Source organism: Sulfitobacter sediminivivens (assembly GCF_042611115.2).
Classification (GTDB): Bacteria; Pseudomonadota; Alphaproteobacteria; order Rhodobacterales; family Rhodobacteraceae; genus Sulfitobacter; species Sulfitobacter sediminivivens.
Genome location: NZ_JBHGAR020000028.1, coordinates 15,936 through 34,052 on the forward strand (window position 1 = coordinate 15,936; position 18,117 = coordinate 34,052).

Consider the following 18,117-nt stretch of genomic DNA (forward strand, 5'->3'; position numbering starts at 1 on the left):
ACGGCAAATGTCGCTTCTTGGCACATCCTAGAAGTAGCCCCTACGGCAGCATTCGGAGTCAAACCGGACTTCCGAAATTTTTCTCAGACGGCAGGTTTGTCCGCTTAGCGGAATTTGGTGAGCATTGCCTCCAACGGCTGCTGTTCTCTATCCAATCACCAAGAGTGCCCTCATCTCTCTGAGATCGCTCTTTAGTTTAGACCACAGCTTTGCGGATAAATTTCTCTTCTGGGGAGCCCTCCAGCCAGCGCAACTGGGTGCGGGGTTTGTGGATCGCGGCGAGGTCAGGATCGTTCTTCACGGCTTCCCGCAGCTTCATCCGGGTCACACGCGGATCGAGTTTCAGTTCTTTGCATAGGTCTTTCAGGGTCATTCGTCAGCCATGATGTCCTCCATTGGTTGCTGATGAAGATGGCTAAGACAAACTTTGGGCTTTGTCAGAAGAAACCCTTGGAAACTCTTTAGTCTTCAAAACCCGACTGCTACCTTGACCGCGACGCGGAACACGCATTCGCGTTGGCGCTTAGAAACAGCCAACAGAGCACTGTTCCAAATAGGGTTTTCGTTCCTATTGTGAAAGTTGTTGAAAACAAACACAGTCAATTCTAGGCTTTGTCGAGTGCCGGCTGGTGTTAATGAACTATTCAGGGGACCTTTTGGAGGCTCCACATGCCCGACTTAATTCTGCATCACGTATCTTATCCAGTCCGAGACGTCGAAAGATCCGCGAAGTTTTATCGAGATCTGTTCGACCTTTCTTCACTTCCGCGGCCCACTTTCGGAATTAACGGGGTGTGGTTGGAATGTGGCGACCGTCAAATACACTTAGTCTCCAATCCGGAAGCGGGCACTTTTCGGCTCGATAAAAACATAGATATTGCGGACGTGCATTTTGCATTTCGGACGGACGAATTCGAAGACATGTTAGAAAAACTCGCTGAACGTGGATACAGCGAAACGTTGCCGAAAGATGATCCAAAGTGGATATTGGTCATCCGCGAAGGTCTCGCTGGATTTCCGCAACTCTACCTGTTGGACCCCGACCGCCACACCATCGAAGTCAATGCCGCGCCTATGTGACCCATATGTTGGCTAAACTTTCATAATACCTGAGGTGGGCTCGACTTGGTCTAGCACAGGGACAATCGCTTCCGCCAAATCACCGGGTCGCGGGAAAAAGCACAAAATTGAAGTAACTAGGCAGACGGCCACTTTCGCCCCAAACCGGCTAACGCTTGACGAATTACCACCCAAATGACGGATATCGTTTTGCCATCAGTTTCACGAAGGCTCTCACGTTTTTTCGCCGATATGCTGCAGGTGAAGTGACAAGCCATACCGGTACCGACAGGTTGTCGGGTGCGTAAAGGCAGGCGGTCAGTTTCTCGTTTTTTTCACCGAGGGGTCTGGGCAATGGTCCCAAGACCTCACCTTTGCTGATCGTCGCGACCATAGACCCAAGATCAGAGCACTTGGTCACCACTTGATCCGGTTCGATCAGACCGAGCAACCAGTTGTTGAGCGCGTGCGGCACATTTTGACCATCGAATATAGCAAATTTGTGTTGCTTCAATTGGTCCGGGTGGGAAGGCGGCGGACCGGGGTAGACACGGGACGCGAAGAGCCCTCCTGACAGAGCGCCGAGCTTGCGGCAAATTAGTTCTTCATCCTTGATCTCGGATGTAATGCGAAGGGCGATGTCGCCGTCACCTGCGTTCAGGTCCAGGAACCTGTTGCTAGGGATTACTTCTATTGGAGTATCAGGGTAGGTAGCCCTGAACTGGGCTAGGATTTCGTAAATTGCGTTCGAAAAAACCGAGATTGGTGCCGAAAACCGGATCGGAAGGGTCACGTTATCGCTCAACTCGGCGGCGGAAGCACCGAAGGACTGCACCGCAGCCTCGACCTGTTCCGCTTCTGCCACCAGCCTTCTGGCTTGAGGCGCTAAATGAAAGCCCCGCGTATCGCGATCGAACAGGACCAATCCAAGCTCGTGCTCGAGCTCATCAATCCTGCGGGCGACGGTTGGCTGTGTAACGCCAAGTTCTCGTGATGCTGCGAGCGTCGAGCCGGTGCGGACGACCAAAAGGAAGGCTTTGATACTTGTCCAATTGTTGGGCGCGCTCTTCATTTTTTAAGAACAGCACAAATTCTGAATGGATACCATCGTTTCTGTCTGCCGCTTACGATCGGACACTCAAATAGACTTGGAAAGGGCGGAACCATGAGCATAGTCAATATTACCGGAACTCCAATATTTCGGCGGCTGGCGTATCTGCGCTCCGTATTCGCGCTTGTCCGATGGATGCCCAAAATCAAAAAAGACAACAGGAAACGAAGCCGGGAAACGCGCGATTTCATGCTTGAATTGTTGAAGTCACATCCCGAGGCCTTCCAGAGCGAACTGGACTTTCAGAACATGATGTACGTCTACCCGTCAAGGTTCTGAGCGCCTTGGGGTATGAAGTTTGATGAGCAGCTGTCCACATTAACAACGGGAAAGGTCGAAGAAAATGGAATGCGCAATCGAGTTGTCTTTTGCTAAAAGTGAGCAGGACATTGAGGCTGTGCGAGGCTTGATGCGCGAGTATCTTGTTTGGCACAGGTTCCGCTATTCCGAGTTCCAGGACCTGTTGGAAAAGCACGTCGACTACAAGGCCCACCAGTTGGAAATAGATCGCCTTCCGGGGGAGTATGACTCACCCAAATCCTGCTTCCTCATGGCGCGGCGCGGCAATGACGTCGTTGGTTGCGTCGCGCTGCGTGACTTGGATGAAGGCATTGCGGAAATGAAGCGGATGTTCGTCAGACCGCAAGCACAAGGTTCAGGGGTAGGAAAACGCCTGGCAACAGGCCTGATGAAAATCGCAAACGGTCTTGGTTACGCAACGATGCGTCTCAATACCGGGCCGTTACAAACAGAGGCCGTGAACTTGTACCAGAACCTCGGGTTCAAAATCATCAAACCTTACTACGATCTTCCGACCACGCTGAGAGAACGGCTCGTATTCATGGAGTGCGACCTGATGTTGCAGAAGTCTGATGGATGAACATTTCAGTTTCTTGGCAGCTTCGGGATTAATTTTGTCAACTTACGGCTTCAGTCAAGCATCTCACGGCCGAACGGCGGCTTTCGGACCTGGCTTGTGTTCGCTTTGCGCTGGAGTGAATGCCAGCTTTTCGTCCCGCGTGAATCTCGCGTATTTTGCGATCCGCGGATACCAGCCATTCGCGCGAAGCGACCGACCGGCGGGACGGTCCGCGTCTTTCGTGTCCGCACACCTTGCGGCGAAAGTACGGTTTGGATGACGCGACGGAAACTGGCTGGCAATGGCCGCTTCGACGACATCGGCTACGGCGCAGAGAAATTTCTGCCGCAGATGCGAGCTGATGCTGCGAAAGCGAAGTACGAAAATCCAAGATCGGTTTTGTCCCGCAGAGCCGTTTTTGGCAATACGTGGATCGCGCGGGCGCAGCGAATGGCCGGTTCGGTGAAGTTGCACTGCGGCGCGATCTGAAGAGATGTACGGCCTCTGTGGGTGGCTCCTGCATTGCAAGAGTTTTTTGGCGATTTCTGCGGTCGTTTTTGTCAGTACCGTCGTCTGTCCGGCCTGTTCGTGCGGTGGTGTTCCGCTGGCCTTGATGAATTCCGCGAGCGAGGTTCCAATCGGCTTATCGGCCTTGGAAGAGGGCCGCTGCCATTCCCGGAGTGTCCTTGCTCTTGGTTGACTTTCTTCCGCATCATCACTTCAACGTCTTGCATCTCGTGGGCAGTCGGTGTGGTTAGAACGCCGGCTGCCGGTATTCCTGTTTCTTCGAGAGCATCGCCCAGATGGCCCGCGATGCCTTGTTTGCCATGGCGACTGTTGCCAGCCGGAACGGTTTGTCAGCAATGATCTTGGCTGTCCACAGGTCAACCTTCTCCGGCGAACGTTTCGCCCTCACAGCGCGAGACGTCATGCCCACGACCAAAAGCTTGCGAATGTAGCGATCTCCCTGCTTCGTGATCTTTCCAAGACGTTCCTTACCGCCGCTGGATTTATTGAGAGGGGTCAGGCCCAACCACGCGGCCAGGTCGTGGCCTGTCCGAAATTGATGCGCGTCACCGATTGTGGCAACAATTGCTGACGCTGTGATCGGCCCGATGCCAGGCATGCGCATCAATCGGCGTGCATCTGCACTCAGCAGGGCATGTTGCTCGATCATCTTCGAATAGCCGTCGATGCGTTCATTCAGGCCGATGAACTGATAGCACTGTATGCCAAGCATACCATTCGCGATCTCAGGCATGTCGGGGTGATCGCCGCTCAGATGGCGCTTAGCAAAGGCCGTCACCGCTTCGATCCCGATGGGCAAGATATGCCCAAACTCGCGCAGCAAGCTGTGGATCATGTTGGCCAACTGTGTGCGCTGCCGGACGGCCAGATCCCGAGTAGGATGGATTGAGAGAATGGCCTGCTGCTCTTCAGTCTTGATATCTACGAAGCGCATGGTCGGACGCCGGACCGCCTCGCAGATCGCTTCTGCGTCGACAGCATCGTTCTTGCCGCGCTTCACATACGGTTTGACATATCCGGCGGGCATGAGCTTCACATCATGGCCGAGCTTGCGCAGCTGACGGCCCCAATGATGGGATGAACCGCAGGCTTCTATGCCGATCGTGCACGGTGGCAGCGTCTCAAAAAACGCCAGCAGCCTTGCGCGTTTGATCGCCTTGTTGAAGATAACGCGGCCGTTCTCCGAAATGCCGTGAACTTGAAAAACGTCCTTGGCCAAATCCAGGCCGACGGTCTTTACTGTCATTGGGTGGCTCCTTTCCTAGCAGTCGATGACAACTGCACTTTGGCACATTCGATGCCGGTGGAGCAGGAGCCACCCACCTCATCCGCAATGTGCCGCGATTGCCTTTGACACCCTGAATCCTCAATCAAGACGCTTTGTTGCGTCCGAGGTCCGAAAGCAACCCAATTCTATCCAGTATCCGTGCCCATTCATTGTCTCAAAATCGTTGGTCGACGCCGAGCAAACATGCACCCGCGCAAGACGGTGCGATAACTGCTATACTGCAACGGAGGAGGACCCGATGCTCAAGATTGATACAACCGTCGCATGCCAGACCGTCATCACGACGTTCGAATGCTCCCCAGGCACCTGCGCTGATCTAATGGACAAGTTGCAGGAAGCCTATCGCGATTTCATCTCTCAGCAGCCCGGCTTCATCGCTGCGGGTTTGCACGTTAACGACGCGCAGACGCGGATAGCAAACTATTCGCAATGGGCGAAACGTGAGGACTTTCAGGCGATGCTACGTAGTGAAGAAATGCGAGCACGGAACCGCGAGATTGCAGGGCTTGCCACACGCTTCGAGCCGGTCATGTATGAGGTGGCGGGGGTTTTCTGAGAGCCGTGCGGTGCTCGAACAACGAGGGACCGCTTCGCATTTAGGCTACGAGTTCGACCGTTCCAGTCTTTCGCACCTGTCGCGAATGTCGGCAGTGCGGGCTGCAGACGCAGCATCCCAAGCCCATGCTGGATGGCCGGTTTGGGCCGTCCTCACCTGGAGGTTATCTGGGCGTGTGTGCAGTGTTAACTCGGGCGTGATTTCAGATAGTTGACGATCAAGTGTAACAGGCTCTCGCAAGGCCTTGTCCTCCGAACCAGCAATGGTTCACCATCGGATCTTGATGTATTGGCACGGAGGTGCCGAATTTGGGAGGGTGCAATGCGAGTTTTCTTCACAGGCGGAAGCGGAAAGGCGGGCAAATGGGCTATCCAGCATTTGCAGGCGCAAGGCCATCATGTGATGAATGTGGATAGGGTGCCATCAGGGTCGGACTGCCCTGAGCTATTGATTGACCTTTGCGACGCTGGCCAAGTGATTGGAGCGATGTCCCAATTCATTGAGAGCGCAGAACTGGGCAAAGGCACGGGCGTTCCAACTTACGATGCGGTTGTGCATTTCGCGGCCATTCCGCGTGTCATGATTGGTACGGACGGGGAATGTTTTCGGCAGAACACCATAACCACCTACAATGTAATCGAAGCGGCAGTGAAACTTGGGATTTCGAAGGTGATCTTCGCGAGCTCCGAGACGACCTATGCGGTGTGCTTCGCGGACGGAGAAGTGAAACCGGACTTCGTGCCGATTGATGAGACCCACCCGACCGTGCCTCACGACAGTTACGCAATGTCGAAAGTCTGCAACGAGATGACGGCGAAGTCATTTCAAGCGAGGACAGGCGCGGACATCTATGGATTGCGGATAAATAACGTAATCGAGCCAAACGAATACGCTGAGATGTTTCCAGCTTTTGTGAAAGATCCTGCTCTGCGTCGCCGCAATATCTTTGCATATATTGATGCGCGCGATTTGGGGCACATAGTGGACTGCTGCCTAAAGACCGACGGGCTTGGCTATGAGGTATTTAATGTATCAAATGACGACATGTCGGTCGGGATCACCTCAAATGAAGTGATCGAGAGGTTCTATCAGGGGGTCGAGGTTCGCGGTAAGATGAGCGAGCATGAAACATTCTATTCGAACAAAAAGGCCAAAGAAATGGTTGGCTTCGCGCCGAAGCATTCTTGGCGAGATGTGTTAAAGCGGTAGCTTTTGTCGGCGTAGCAGTGATTGGTCTCTCCAAAGTGCTGCACGATGCACGAATGTCTGGTCTGGAGCAGCTGCACCGCGGCACCCTCCGCGCCGAGCAATGTCTCCTTCGGGCCGTCCCTTACGAACGGCCCAAAAGCTCAGATTTCAATAGCTTCTGAAATTGCCAAGGCATCTTCAAGCTCGACGCCAAGATACCGCACTGTGCTATCCATCTTGGTGTGTCCCAGCAAAAGCTGAACAGCACGCAGATTGCCCAGACATGCTTGGGCTTTAGCGGGAGTTTTTGACCGACAATACGTCCTTTGTTCCAAGCGGGCCGAAGCGCGCGAATGGCCGGTAAGTTTGGTGTTTGCATGATGGATCCTCCGATCCGCCATACCCTCCCACAGCGACAACCAGACGTTGACGGCGCAGCATATCACATGATGTGCAAATGCAGCTAAGGTTCGGAAGGAGCCTATTTTGTTGAAGAAGTCGCCGTGATTTGGGGGGGTGGCCGCCTCGCGGCGTTGGTCGCGGGCTTATTGTTCCGCCCGTTGTACTTGGCGGCTTGTTGGTCTGTCGTTTTGCCGGTTCAGATCATATCGTGATCCTTGTTTCGGCGGTCTTGGGTCTTAGTTTTGCAAGTTTTCGAAGGTTCTGGGCGATTGCAGCGAGCGTAAATTCGTCCCTCACATCGCAGGGCCCTCGAAGCCGGAGCCGTCCCAGGCCGAGAATGCGTTTAAGGTGGGCGAAGAGCATCTCGACCTTTTTGCGTTTGGCCTGGGCTTTGGGGTTGAAGGTAGACTTGGCAGCCAGTCGGGCAAAGTCACGCGCGTCCTCATGTTCTTCGCGACCGATGAAGCGGGTGTTTGTGTTTGGGCAGCATTTTGGTTTCGACGGGCAGGCATCGCATATGGCTTTGGTGGCGCGGTATCTGCGCCGCCCGGTTTTTGGCTCTTTCCTTCGCGGGTTGGAGTAGTTCCGGCGAGACTGCAACAGGTGCTGGCCTTCAGGGCAGGTATAGCGGTCATTGCCTTCGTCCCATTCGAAGTCGGAACGAGAGAATGTACCATCTGTTCGCTCTGATTTATCGATCAAGGGGATAAACGGAATGATGCTCCGCTTTTTTGTCAGCCACGCCAGATTCTCCGCCGAGCCGTAAGCGGTATCTGCGACCAGCCAGTCTGGTTTGATGCTGAAACGCTCTTCCGTGCGATCAATCATGGTTTGCGCGGCCCCCACTTCGGCCTGCCTGATTGAGCGTGTCGCCTCGACATCGACGATGACGGAATGATCTGTATCGATCAGATAGTTGTTCGAATACGTAAAGATCGCCGGACCCTTGCGCGCCGCAGTCCATTGGCTGGCCGGATCGGAGTGAGACGTGAATTTGGGTTTGACAGGTGTTGACGCTCCAAACGCCTTATCGTCAAGGACGTCGAGGTATTCCCTGACAGCCCGGGGCGCATCATCCGGATCGATGGCGGATGCGTCCCATTCTGTTTGGGCGCTTGAGTTCATTCTGTCGACATCGGCCTCAATCAAACTGGCATCGACGGCAAAGCCATGACCACCAACGAGGCCTTCAGAGATACAGCGTGCGACGGTAGTTTCGAAAACAGTACGGAGCAAATCACTGTCCCGGAACTTGCCGTGGCGGTACTTTGAGAAGGTGCTGCGATCCGGCACTTTGCTGTTCAAATCGAGACGACAAAACCACCGATAGGCCAGGTTCAAATGAACCTCATCACACAGACGCCGCTCAGATCGGATGCCTAAAACGTAACCGACAACCAGCATCCGTACTATCAGTTCCGGGTCAATCCCCTCTCATGCATTTTCAATGCACTGCCGGGCAGTGGAAGGGCGTCCCAGATGGCTGTAGTGCGGCGCAAGCTGATGACGGACCGTCCCGACTTCCAGAAACCGATCAACTTCCCGCAATATGTGATTGGTAGGGACATGTGCCTCCATGTCAAAGTCGTAAAACAACCGCGCCGGAGCTTCCTGAACACCCATCATCGTCAAATCCCTCCTCATCAAACAATAACGAGTGAATCAAATGGCTTGCCCCAAAGCAACAGCGACTTCTTCAACAAAATAGGCCCATTGGCGAATGTTGACATCGTTCTGACCAATGTCCGCTTTCGCGAACTGTCAACGGATTTTCAGAGTGCAAACTTTTATCCCTGCTCAGCACCTCAATGGATTGAAAGGGCGATCTATCGTAGACTTTGGCAATGGAACGTCGACTTGCAGCGATTCTTGCCGCCGATGTAGTTGGCTATACACGCCTGATGGGTGCAGACGAGCATGCGGTACTGGAAGCGCTCAAAGCGTTGCGCTCAGAAATATTCGATCCGCTGGTCGAGAAACATCATGGCCGAATTGTCAAGCTGATGGGTGACGGTGCCCTTGTGGAGTTTGCTTCGGTTGTTGATGCGGTAAATTGCGCGGCCGAGATTCAATGAGGTCTGGCGGAGCGGAACGCCAAACTGCCGCCTGAACAACGGCTTGAACTTCGCATCGGCGTCAATCTTGGAGACGTGATGATCGATGGCGATGATCTTTACGGCGACGGTGTCAATATAGCGGCGCGGCTCGAGGCGGCATCAGAGCCGGGCGATGTCTACGTATCCGATGTGGTCGCGGCCCAGGCTGCTGGCAAGGCAATGGTTGGCTTCGAATACCTCGGTGAACGCAGGCTGAAGAACATTTCCGGACTTGTGAAGATCTACCGGTTGGGTTCCGACAGTGCGGTCAAAATTCACCGACCGATCTCCAGGAGACGCGGAGCAGCCGCGACGGTCGGCGGAACGCTCCTCCTCGTAGCGGCCATCGTTGCCTGGCAGATCATAGACAGACCTGATGCCGACAAGACGGTTGCCTTCGACGAAGACGCCATGTTGGCCAGGCCCACAGGCCCGACGATTGCTGTTCTGGCGTTCGATAATCTGAGCGGAGATCCCTCGAAAAACTATTTGTCCAACGGCATCAGCGAAGACGTGATCATTGAATTGGGGCGCTATCGCGATCTCAATGTCTTGTCGCGACATACCACCTTCGCCTTCCGGGGCCAGCACCAAGATGTTCGCAAGATCGGTGAAACGTTAAATGCTGATTTCGTACTGGAGGGAACAGTAAGACAAGCTGGTGATCGTCTTCGTGTAACCGCGCGTCTGATTGACACCCAAAGTCGCGCGCAGGTCTGGTCGGAGGTATTCGATGACGAACTCACAGCCGTCAACTTGTTCGACGTGCAATCTCGGATCACTGAACGCGTCGCGGTAGCCATCGGCGACACGCGTGGCGCTGTAAGGCGTACACACGAGCAGCGCGCACGGGCAAAACCGCCGGAACATCTGTCATCTTATGAATGCACCATGTTCTATGACGACTTGTATGACAGGCCGGACGTGCAAGAACGGGTCTACAACTGCATTGAACGCGTCATCCAAGAGGAGCCGAATTACTGGCGCGCCTGGGCGCAACTAGCCGAAGCACTGCGCGTAGAGCTGAGCTTTTTCAACAATCGCTATGAAGGCAGTTATGCGGAAAAACTCGACCGAGCGTTGTCAGCAGCCAAAAAGTCCAAGGCGTTGAACCCTGACTCGGCGCGTGTCCGGCTCGTACTGGGTATTCTTCTGTTGATGAATGGAGATCGCGTCGGTTTTTTTGCCGAAGCGGAAGATGCGCTCGCGATCGGGGGCGACCGAAGCGTAGAAGCGGAATTCGGCTACTGGCTAGTCTGGACCGGTCGCTTCGAACTTGGGGCGGCGCTCCTGCAGCGGGCCATCGACCTCGATCCGGGGTCGACCGTAAAAGACTGGCATCAAGCTCTTGCGGAATACCATTTTCACAAGGGTGACTACGAACGCGCGCTTGCAGAGGCAAAAAAGGGTGTGCTGTTGGACTATTGGTGGTCGATGGTTCCCGAAGTCGTGGCTCTCGCCAAGCTCGGTCGAACCGATGATCTTGAACGCGCCCGTAAACGACTTGAAGCCGCGCGTCCCGGTGTGAAAGTTGCAGATATCGTTTGGGTCTATCGCCGTTACCAGCGACCTGACGCTCTAATTGTGCCTTTTGTCGAGATGCTCCGAACGGCTGGATTTCCGGAAGGCAAATACCGCACGCTGGATCCCAAGGATTCTGGTTGATCGATTATTGCATTCAAACAACCAAAGCACTCGGAATTTTTGTGATTAATTAGCCCGAAAGCAGACGGCCAATTATGTTACTCAGACGTCAGCTTCGTCCGCATTGCTGTCATCAGCCTCGCCAAAATGCTGCGCTCCATTACCAATGTCTGGTTCGGGGAAGCTGCGGCCCCGCGTAGCAAGGTTCGGTCAATGTCTCCTTAGGGCCGGAAGCGGACTATTATGCAAGCTCAAATGCCTCCACCCAAATCCAGCCGTTAGCTGGGCTGAGCACTAAGGACAGTTATGCGCGGTATGCGAACATCGTCGTAGTGGGCGGATATCTCAGTGGTTTTGAATAATGAACCAGGGTCAGTTCAGCAAGGCATCCACCAGCCCGATAAAGGCGATAACCCGTCCGGTGTCCGGGCTGATGCGAAAAACTTCTCGCCCAATAAGGTAATAAAGTTCACCTTCGTGCAGCCCATAGCGGTTCACATCCCGTATGATACGATAATCTCTGTAGATCCGGTCGCCAATTTCATAGCGGGGGCGATAATCTGGATAGAGCTTCTTGGCCTGCCCGGGAGGGATACACGGCGGGTTCTTCTTTGCCAGACCAGGTGGACAATTAGCGATGATACCCGAGCCGGAATACTTTGAGCTTTTCCCTTTGCCACTTCCGGCCAAAGCCGGATTTGCAATAAGGGCCAGTGCCGCCAACGCTGCTGAGAAGCAAGTTTTCATCATCATTTCCGACGCTCCTTCAATCCCACATAGTAGCTGAGATACTGGAATAGGTCTAATCTCTATGCGATTTTTCGCTGATGGTTGGGGCGCGTCTGGTGGTTTGGGCCAATTGCATTGCTGCATCTGCGACCCTCAGCGTCGGAGCATGTCTGCGATGGGCTGGCAGCGGTCATAGCGACACACAACTCGAACGGTATCAAAGCGTCTCTCGGCTGTCAGTGAGGCTCCTGCATCAAGCCATAAGATAGGCGCTAATCGCCATAATGATGTTGTCAACGACCTCGTACAAAAGCACACCAACAAAAACAGCTAAAACAGTTTTCCAAAAACTCATTTGTATTTACCTTATCCAATTTATCAGCGCCTACTATACCCCTACAAAGAAGTTCCAAACAGACGCTTGATAATGTCGTTTAGTGGCGCGTCTCCCGAAAGCACCACATACCCGCAATTGCGGCCGGAAGCTGCCGAGGTTTTTGCCGTCCGATTTGCGCAAAACTGTGGACCGGGCACCGCCCGACCTGCAAAAATCCAATGTCAGCTCCGGGCCGTTCGCAGTCCTGGTCAGAATCGGCGGTTTGCGGACATTCTCTGCAGGTGCGCGGTCATTGGTTCGGATTGTGAAAAGCCGACATTCACACCCCTTCCTGCGCAGCAAATCTTGCCGCACCATGCACCAAGGGCAGCTATGCGCAGGGAGCGGTATTTGCAGAATCTCAGCGACTTCTTGAAAGCAGTCGTTCAAATCGGTAATAACATCCGACCGTCAAGAACGGGACTCCGAAGCTGAGACAACTTCAAACCCTCCACAAGCGGCCAGACGCATAGTGACTGATTTGCGCAAAGGCTGGCGCGAAGTCGGCTCTTGGGCTGGGGAAATTGGCACCCTTCAAACGGCAAAGGGTTGAACCTTACACTCTTTTCGTCAACATGCCTCTCTTATTCGCAGGAATAGCAAGGTCAGCAATGTTTAAACGTTTTTTTTACAAAAAACGCCGGTTTTATGATGATGATTTCGATTGGGACAATTACACCAGCGATAGTTATGCACGGCGGATCAAGGGCGACGTCGAGAGCAAGTTCGTAACCAAGGTAGACCCTGCGCAGGTTGAGATCGACGTTGATGCCGGTCTTGTGCGTCTAAAGGGCGTAAACATGCATCCTAACCATAAGTTACTTCTTGAGGCCGTAGCCTACCTTCGACCAGTCTCCGTTCATGAAGTCGGCTGTGGCGGCGGGGACCATGTAGCCAATATTGCCCGCTTGTTCCCGGAGTGCACTGTAAGTGGCGGGGATCGGGGTGTTTCCCAGTTGCAGATGGCTACCTCCCGGCACCCGGAACTACATGGCAAAGTTGGTGTTCAGGACATGACGATGCCCTATTGCTCACGCTGGCCAATGGCCGACTTAGTTTATAGTCAGGCCGTGATCATGCATATTCACACGGCTGTTAGCCATCTAGTGGCCCTGAGCAACATGTTCCACTGCGCACGACGCAATGTGTTGTTGGTTGAGAATACTCAATGCCACAACTTTGTTGAGGACTTAACTGCGTTGCATCAAGGCGGCCATCTCCCTTGGAACACCATGCACCTGCATGTCTTTGAAAGAAATGGTGCACGCGGAATTCTGGCGTCGAAAGACGCTCTGGACCTACCTGTTCTGATCAGCGATGGGCAACTTCGCGAGGGGGTGAAACTCTCGCATCGTCGCCTTAAGCGCGCAAGTGATGACAGCGCGCGTGGCCTTTACGGCTTCGACACTTGAGCCTCCAGGGAAACTAAGTTCTTCGAACTCGACTGTAGCGATCTTCGACGGTGTCTGCGGGGGAGGAAGGCCGGTTTGCTGTCATGCCGTGTCAAGATTTGCCATTTCGATCCCTCAGCGCAGTTGCTCGGCCTTGGGAAATTGCAAATCCGCTTTTAACTTTATGAGACTTTGATCCGTCTGCAGCTTCGGGCTGGCAGCGGTCGTTAAACGCGTTTACCACGAAGGTCGGCTCTGGGCCGCGATTGCCTGTCCGGGTTCTTCAACACGACGGCGAACCGGCTGACCCGCTTAACCAACGATGTCACATTCGCTTTGCCGAACTCCTTGCGAAACATCACCAAATCGCACTCCCAGTGCCCAAACTGGCTGCGATCAGCGATCACGTCCGGACGGTGTGCAATGGCCAGTTCATCAAGGAATCTGCGGCCATGATGCCTGCGTATTCCACGTGGCCTGCGACGGTGACGGTGCTCGGGCAGACGGCGATAGAATTTCTCTGCGCGACCGTCTTTGGAGTAGGCGTATCGATAGATCGTCTCGTGGCTCACGCGCATGGGATGGCGCTCAAGCTTCATGCGTCCTGCAATCTGTTCCGGCGACCAACCGGCATCAAAGCCGCTCCGCACGGCAGCCATAATTTGGGGATATCTGATCAGCTTACGATGAACTGCGCGACGCTCTACATAAGCATCCTGGGCAACCACCGCGTGATAGCCGTTCAACTGTGGCAGTTCATCATCGCGATAGTAGTTTCGTTTAATCTCGCGGTAGATCGTCGAAGGCGCACGACGCAGATTGTCGGCGATCTCTTTGATGGGTATCTTCACTTCAAGCGATTTGGCCAACTTGCGGCGTTCTTCGAGGTTCAGGTGAGGGTAGCAACGTCCCATTGATCAACTCCATGCAAGGTTCTGTTTTAATACAGAATTCGCACTTCATTTGTGAATCCACCGCGGAATCCATCAAGGCCAGCGGAAAGTGTCGACGCCGCGATCAAAGGCCGGACACAGGACTGTACTGACCAACCGCGCAATCAGAGCATTTTTTCCTTGCAAAGCAGACGCCATCCACACAGGACAAACCGGCCTTTTGCAGTTGCAGCAGATGCGACTGCGTAAAACCTTTGCACCCGCGGCATGAGATGTTCGGCGACGCGGTAAATTCTTCCCAAGATCCGTCGTTCGAGCTGGTCGCATTCCCTGTTCTGCGTCCTTAGCACTTGCAATGAAGAGGATATATACCCACTTAAACAGTGCGATGTATCTTTTTACGACCTTCTGTTTTCTAGCGGCCTCAGTTGATCCAACGACGACACTGAGCTTGGTTATCGCGTAATGTGGATGGCAATTATTCTAGGAGACATCACGATGGCCAACGGCACTGTGAAATGGTTCAACACTCAAAAAGGTTTCGATTTCATCGCCCCTGAGCATGGACCGAAGGATATTTTCGTTCACATTTCCGCCCTTGAACGGGCAGGGATTAATAAGCTGGACGATGGGCAGACTGTGACCTTCGACATCGAAGAAGGCCGGGACGGCCGCGAAGCTGCAACCAATCTCGCACTGGCTTAAGTCGGCGTTGAACTGAATTGTGAGACGGGAATGACCTTTGAGCTGTTCCCGCCTCCTTACTTGATATGGCCCTTTGATTTTCAGAGATGGCCATCCCAATTCTAAAGGAACAAAACTTGATAGAAATTAACTGGGGAACCCCCATAACATTAGTTCTGTCGCCAGAAGGCGGCACCAAGAAATTCACTACGATTGAACAGGCCTCACACTGGCTTCGGAAAAAGTGGCCGGTTGCCGATCGCTACCGAGATGTTGCGGTTGGTCGGATTGATGCGGCGATGCATTGTATGGGTACGGTTGGCTCTGCCCGCAAAGCTTTCCTTGCGGCAGCGAACACTGCTGACTTCAAGCTGTACCATGCGAACACCGGAACAACACCCATTCTTTGATCATTGCGGCGCAACGCCTGCGTCACTCGTCGATCACCATTCAGACTGAGGACGTCGGAAATATCAGCCCATTGAAAGCCTGGCGGGCCGTGTCGCGGCCCCAGTGATAAGCTCACCAAGGAGACCACCAGATGACTAGACTTACAAAGACCACATTGTTCAAAAGCACCAAACCACGCGCGGAAACGCCGATGGACAAAACTACGCGCGCAGTAACCGAAATTCTTGGCGAAGAAACGGAAAAACGCAGAATTAAGACAGATCGTCTTCGCAAGGCTCGCCTCGAGAGAGAGGCCAACACGCTAGCCGAGACGCCAACGCCAACGGCAAAGCCCAGTACAGCCCGCAAAAAGTCCCCGGCCAAGGCTGCCAGAAAGAGCTGAAACGCGCCCGGTCCGGAACGCATCAGATTGCCCAGAACACTTGGGCAGTTTCAGGCCCGACATACGAAAGGTACCAGAATGCAACCCTCCGAATGGACCCGGGTGCTCGCCAAATATCGCGAACCTATCCTCTCCCGCAGTATCTTCGAACTGATCGTGACCCTTGCGCCTTTTGTGGCGATTTGGGCTCTGGCCTGGTGGATACTGTCGATCAGCCCTTGGCTGGCAATGGCGCTGGCGCTTGCCAATGCGGCGTTCCTGGTCCGCTTATTCATGATCCAGCACGATTGTGGTCATGGCGCGTTCTTCAAGAACCGCCGGGTAGGCGATTGGATGGGTCGGTTCATAGGGGTCTTAACGCTTACGCCATATGACATATGGCGCAAAACCCACTCAATTCACCATGCGACGACCGGCAATCTCGACAAGCGAGGCGTCGGCGATTTACCCACACTGACAGTCCGGGAGTATCGGGAAAAGAATTGGGTCGGCAGGGCGTCGTATCGATTGGTCCGCAATCCGCTATTCTTGTTCGGTGTCGTCCCATTTTACACGTTTTTTCTGCAGAATCGGCTTCCTATCGGTTTGATGCGATCAGGATGGCGGTATTGGTTCAGCGCTATGGCAACCAACGTCGCTATCGGAGCCGCGCTTGCAACAATCGGTTGGCTGGGCGGTTGGGACGTGCTGTTGTTCGTGTTCCTGCCGACCATGCTTTTGGCCGCAAGTACGGGGATGTGGCTCTTCTACGTCCAGCACCAGTTCGAGGACACCTTCTGGGACCATGGGGGAGACTGGAACGTGCACGATGCCGCCTTCAACGGAAGTTCGCACTACGATCTGCCTAGTATTCTGCGTTGGATAACCGCGAACATCGGTGTTCACCATGTGCATCACTTAGCCAGCCGCATTCCCTTTTATCGGTTGGGCGAGGTCGTCCGAGACCACGATATCCTTGCGCAGTCCCGGCGCCTTACGCTTTGGGAGAGTTTCCGCTGTGCGCGGCTTCACCTCTGGGACGAGAACAGTCGCAAACTTTTGTCATTTTCGGATGCGCGGGCGCTTGCGACGTAAAGATAAGAGCAGGATTGCCGGCTAACCTTCCTCAATGTGAGCGTGACGAACCTTCAACTACAATTCCAGTGTGAATGCTCCCAAGCCCTCCCATCAAATGAAAGGGCAAAAGTGGCCCACATTTACACCGCCCGCGACAGCACAATACCGCCGCTATCATGGCCGAGTATTACTGCGTCGTTAACGGCAGAGGTTATGAACGATTTGCGCAACCCGATAGGGTAGCCCACAAGTCCGCATCTCGTCAGTTGGGGCTTAAGCTCTCGCTGCGACCAACATGAACGGCCGGTTTTTCCACCGAATAGCAGCGGACTCAATCATGCTGGTGCCGCATTACCCATGCTGTGAGCGCGCGCAGCGAGAAACAAGAACTCACAGGATGGGCTCGTTACGGCCATCTGACTGTTTCTGTCTGGTAAATCTGTACTCTGTCACCACGAAGGTCGGCTGAACGGACGAAACTGACACAAATGTTTCGCTGCTTAGCCCACCGCGGCCTCCAAGCGGTCAAGCGCCAGTTGGGGCCACACCTCGTTGAACTTATAGAAATCGTGGAAACTGGGAATGTCATTGCTGAGAGGCACCCAAGCCTGCTTGCTGCTTGTGAAGATTTGAACATCTGGGCGGCATTGATCGGGATCATCCAGCGTTCCCACACGAACGTACCTTAATTTCCCCAGGCGGATCATGTAGGCACTGAAAATGGCCACGCCGCATTCCTTGCAGCGGGTGACTATTTGGCCCTTGCCGCTTGGTGTAGGGAATTCGTTTTCAGAAACTGGCCCCTCGAACTCAACCCGATCCGCCTCAATAATAGCGTTCAAGACATAGGATGATCCAGTCTGTCGCTGACACTCACTACAGTGACAGCAATGTACGAACATCGGTTCGGTTTTCATATGATAGGTTACAGCGCCGCAGCCGCATTTGCCTTTGAGCATTCGTCCCTCCCAATCCAAATGTTGATTTCGTTTGCCGAGGCTATTCGACCAATTTATAGTGTTTGATAGTTCGGAACTCGACCAATTCGGCCTCTGAAGGGTCGATATGCGGGTTCTTGTAGTCTTCGCCAACAAAAGCCTTCAGCGATTCCAGACTGTCCCAAATCATGACGAAACTGAATTCTCTGGGAGAATCCGACCGAGGAGCGCCAGGTAGAACCTGAACAATTCCCTTCGTCCTCTTCATCAAGGGAATGGCCGTTTCATAGAAGAATTTACCAAACTCTTCTTCCTTGCCGTGTTTTGTGATGACCTGGAATATCCGCATGATCATTTTTCCGTCCTCCAAAAAGAGCGGTTCTTCCATGCATGAATGCCTCGCTATCAGGATCTATAACACAATCTGGCTCCAAAATCGCCTCTGGGCTTATCTCGTTGAAAAACTCTTCCTTGATTGGCGCATGAACTGCTGATTCAATTCTTCCAAAGATTTGGAGGACTGGCT

General features: G+C 53.7%; 18 protein-coding genes and 3 pseudogenes. 12 read left to right on the plus strand and 9 right to left on the minus strand.

All coding sequences use genetic code 11. The features are described 5' to 3' along the window. Nucleotides 1–196 precede the first annotated feature (196 nt). Nucleotides 197–373, minus strand: coding sequence for a hypothetical protein (locus tag ACEWL3_RS18645; RefSeq protein WP_386185143.1), 177 nt, complete (start codon nucleotides 371–373; stop codon nucleotides 197–199). Between the two features lie 296 nt (nucleotides 374–669). On the opposite strand from ACEWL3_RS18645, the gene ACEWL3_RS18650 reads away from it, so the two are divergent. Continuing rightward, the gene (locus tag ACEWL3_RS18650; protein WP_386185146.1) at nucleotides 670–1,080 is read left to right on the plus strand and encodes a VOC family protein; all 411 of its coding nucleotides are present in this window, start codon (nucleotides 670–672) and stop codon (nucleotides 1,078–1,080) included. A 163-nt stretch (nucleotides 1,081–1,243) separates the two neighbouring features. Here the strand turns inward: ACEWL3_RS18650 and ACEWL3_RS18655 are convergent, their stop codons facing one another. Further along, nucleotides 1,244–2,131, minus strand: coding sequence for a LysR family transcriptional regulator (locus ACEWL3_RS18655; RefSeq protein WP_386185148.1), 888 nt, complete (start codon nucleotides 2,129–2,131; stop codon nucleotides 1,244–1,246). 382 nt (nucleotides 2,132–2,513) lie between these two features. Between ACEWL3_RS18655 and ACEWL3_RS18660 the strand changes: the two genes are divergently transcribed. Then, the gene (locus ACEWL3_RS18660) at nucleotides 2,514–3,050 is read left to right on the plus strand and encodes a GNAT family N-acetyltransferase (protein ID WP_386185150.1); all 537 of its coding nucleotides are present in this window, start codon (nucleotides 2,514–2,516) and stop codon (nucleotides 3,048–3,050) included. Nucleotides 3,051–3,305: 255 nt separating this feature from the next. Continuing rightward, nucleotides 3,306–3,518: a hypothetical protein gene (locus ACEWL3_RS18665; protein WP_386185152.1), complete on the plus strand. Its 213-nt coding sequence runs from the start codon at nucleotides 3,306–3,308 to the stop codon at nucleotides 3,516–3,518. Nucleotides 3,519–3,783: 265 nt separating this feature from the next. Here ACEWL3_RS18665 and ACEWL3_RS18670 read toward each other — a convergent pair whose 3' ends face one another. Continuing rightward, nucleotides 3,784–4,803 (minus strand): IS110 family RNA-guided transposase, encoded by a 1,020-nt coding sequence (locus ACEWL3_RS18670; RefSeq protein WP_386185153.1) that lies wholly within the window; start codon nucleotides 4,801–4,803, stop codon nucleotides 3,784–3,786. 280 nt (nucleotides 4,804–5,083) lie between these two features. Between ACEWL3_RS18670 and ACEWL3_RS18675 the strand changes: the two genes are divergently transcribed. Beyond that, nucleotides 5,084–5,401 carry an antibiotic biosynthesis monooxygenase family protein gene (locus ACEWL3_RS18675; RefSeq protein ID WP_386185155.1) on the plus strand — a complete coding sequence of 106 codons (318 nt, stop codon included), beginning with the start codon at nucleotides 5,084–5,086 and terminating at the stop codon, nucleotides 5,399–5,401. Nucleotides 5,402–5,722: 321 nt separating this feature from the next. Then, complete coding sequence (locus tag ACEWL3_RS18680; RefSeq protein ID WP_386185157.1) at nucleotides 5,723–6,610, plus strand: NAD-dependent epimerase/dehydratase family protein; 888 nt, start codon at nucleotides 5,723–5,725, stop codon at nucleotides 6,608–6,610. A 140-nt stretch (nucleotides 6,611–6,750) separates the two neighbouring features. On the opposite strand, the pseudogene ACEWL3_RS18685 reads toward ACEWL3_RS18680, so the two are convergent. Continuing rightward, nucleotides 6,751–6,867: pseudogene (locus ACEWL3_RS18685) on the minus strand (integrase); the annotation flags it as partial. A gap of 325 nt (nucleotides 6,868–7,192) precedes the next feature. Continuing rightward, nucleotides 7,193–8,617 (minus strand): annotated as a pseudogene (locus ACEWL3_RS18690) (IS1182 family transposase). A 218-nt stretch (nucleotides 8,618–8,835) separates the two neighbouring features. On the opposite strand from ACEWL3_RS18690, the gene ACEWL3_RS18695 reads away from it, so the two are divergent. Next, the gene (locus tag ACEWL3_RS18695; RefSeq protein WP_386185160.1) at nucleotides 8,836–9,066 is read left to right on the plus strand and encodes a nucleotidyl cyclase domain-containing protein; all 231 of its coding nucleotides are present in this window, start codon (nucleotides 8,836–8,838) and stop codon (nucleotides 9,064–9,066) included. A gap of 24 nt (nucleotides 9,067–9,090) precedes the next feature. After that, nucleotides 9,091–10,752 carry an adenylate/guanylate cyclase domain-containing protein gene (locus ACEWL3_RS18700; RefSeq protein ID WP_386185181.1) on the plus strand — a complete coding sequence of 554 codons (1,662 nt, stop codon included), beginning with the start codon at nucleotides 9,091–9,093 and terminating at the stop codon, nucleotides 10,750–10,752. Nucleotides 10,753–11,103: 351 nt separating this feature from the next. Here ACEWL3_RS18700 and ACEWL3_RS18705 read toward each other — a convergent pair whose 3' ends face one another. Further along, complete coding sequence (locus tag ACEWL3_RS18705) at nucleotides 11,104–11,484, minus strand: hypothetical protein (RefSeq protein ID WP_386185162.1); 381 nt, start codon at nucleotides 11,482–11,484, stop codon at nucleotides 11,104–11,106. Nucleotides 11,485–12,447: 963 nt separating this feature from the next. Here ACEWL3_RS18705 and ACEWL3_RS18710 point away from each other — a divergent pair. After that, on the plus strand, nucleotides 12,448–13,248 hold the full coding sequence (locus tag ACEWL3_RS18710) for a class I SAM-dependent methyltransferase (RefSeq protein WP_386185164.1): 801 nt from the start codon (nucleotides 12,448–12,450) through the stop codon (nucleotides 13,246–13,248). Nucleotides 13,249–13,484: 236 nt separating this feature from the next. On the opposite strand, the pseudogene ACEWL3_RS18715 reads toward ACEWL3_RS18710, so the two are convergent. Then, nucleotides 13,485–14,141: pseudogene (locus tag ACEWL3_RS18715) on the minus strand (IS30 family transposase); the annotation flags it as partial. A 477-nt stretch (nucleotides 14,142–14,618) separates the two neighbouring features. Here ACEWL3_RS18715 and ACEWL3_RS18720 point away from each other — a divergent pair. The 4 genes from ACEWL3_RS18720 to ACEWL3_RS18735 all read left to right on the plus strand — a co-directional run bounded on the left by ACEWL3_RS18720 (nucleotide 14,619) and on the right by ACEWL3_RS18735 (nucleotide 16,671). Further along, on the plus strand, nucleotides 14,619–14,825 hold the full coding sequence (locus ACEWL3_RS18720) for a cold-shock protein (RefSeq protein WP_386185166.1): 207 nt from the start codon (nucleotides 14,619–14,621) through the stop codon (nucleotides 14,823–14,825). Nucleotides 14,826–14,911: 86 nt separating this feature from the next. Next, nucleotides 14,912–15,214 (plus strand): DUF982 domain-containing protein, encoded by a 303-nt coding sequence (locus ACEWL3_RS18725; RefSeq protein ID WP_386185168.1) that lies wholly within the window; start codon nucleotides 14,912–14,914, stop codon nucleotides 15,212–15,214. Between the two features lie 131 nt (nucleotides 15,215–15,345). Continuing rightward, nucleotides 15,346–15,597, plus strand: coding sequence for a hypothetical protein (locus ACEWL3_RS18730; protein WP_386185170.1), 252 nt, complete (start codon nucleotides 15,346–15,348; stop codon nucleotides 15,595–15,597). A gap of 78 nt (nucleotides 15,598–15,675) precedes the next feature. Then, nucleotides 15,676–16,671, plus strand: a complete 996-nt coding sequence (locus ACEWL3_RS18735) for a fatty acid desaturase (protein WP_386185172.1) — start codon at nucleotides 15,676–15,678, stop codon at nucleotides 16,669–16,671. 482 nt (nucleotides 16,672–17,153) lie between these two features. Here the strand turns inward: ACEWL3_RS18735 and ACEWL3_RS18740 are convergent, their stop codons facing one another. Together ACEWL3_RS18740 and ACEWL3_RS18745 are read right to left on the minus strand one after the other, a co-directional pair. Continuing rightward, nucleotides 17,154–17,612: a GFA family protein gene (locus tag ACEWL3_RS18740; RefSeq protein WP_386185175.1), complete on the minus strand. Its 459-nt coding sequence runs from the start codon at nucleotides 17,610–17,612 to the stop codon at nucleotides 17,154–17,156. A 40-nt stretch (nucleotides 17,613–17,652) separates the two neighbouring features. Continuing rightward, nucleotides 17,653–17,946, minus strand: coding sequence for a hypothetical protein (locus ACEWL3_RS18745; protein WP_386185177.1), 294 nt, complete (start codon nucleotides 17,944–17,946; stop codon nucleotides 17,653–17,655). Between the last annotated feature and the right edge of the window lie 171 nt (nucleotides 17,947–18,117).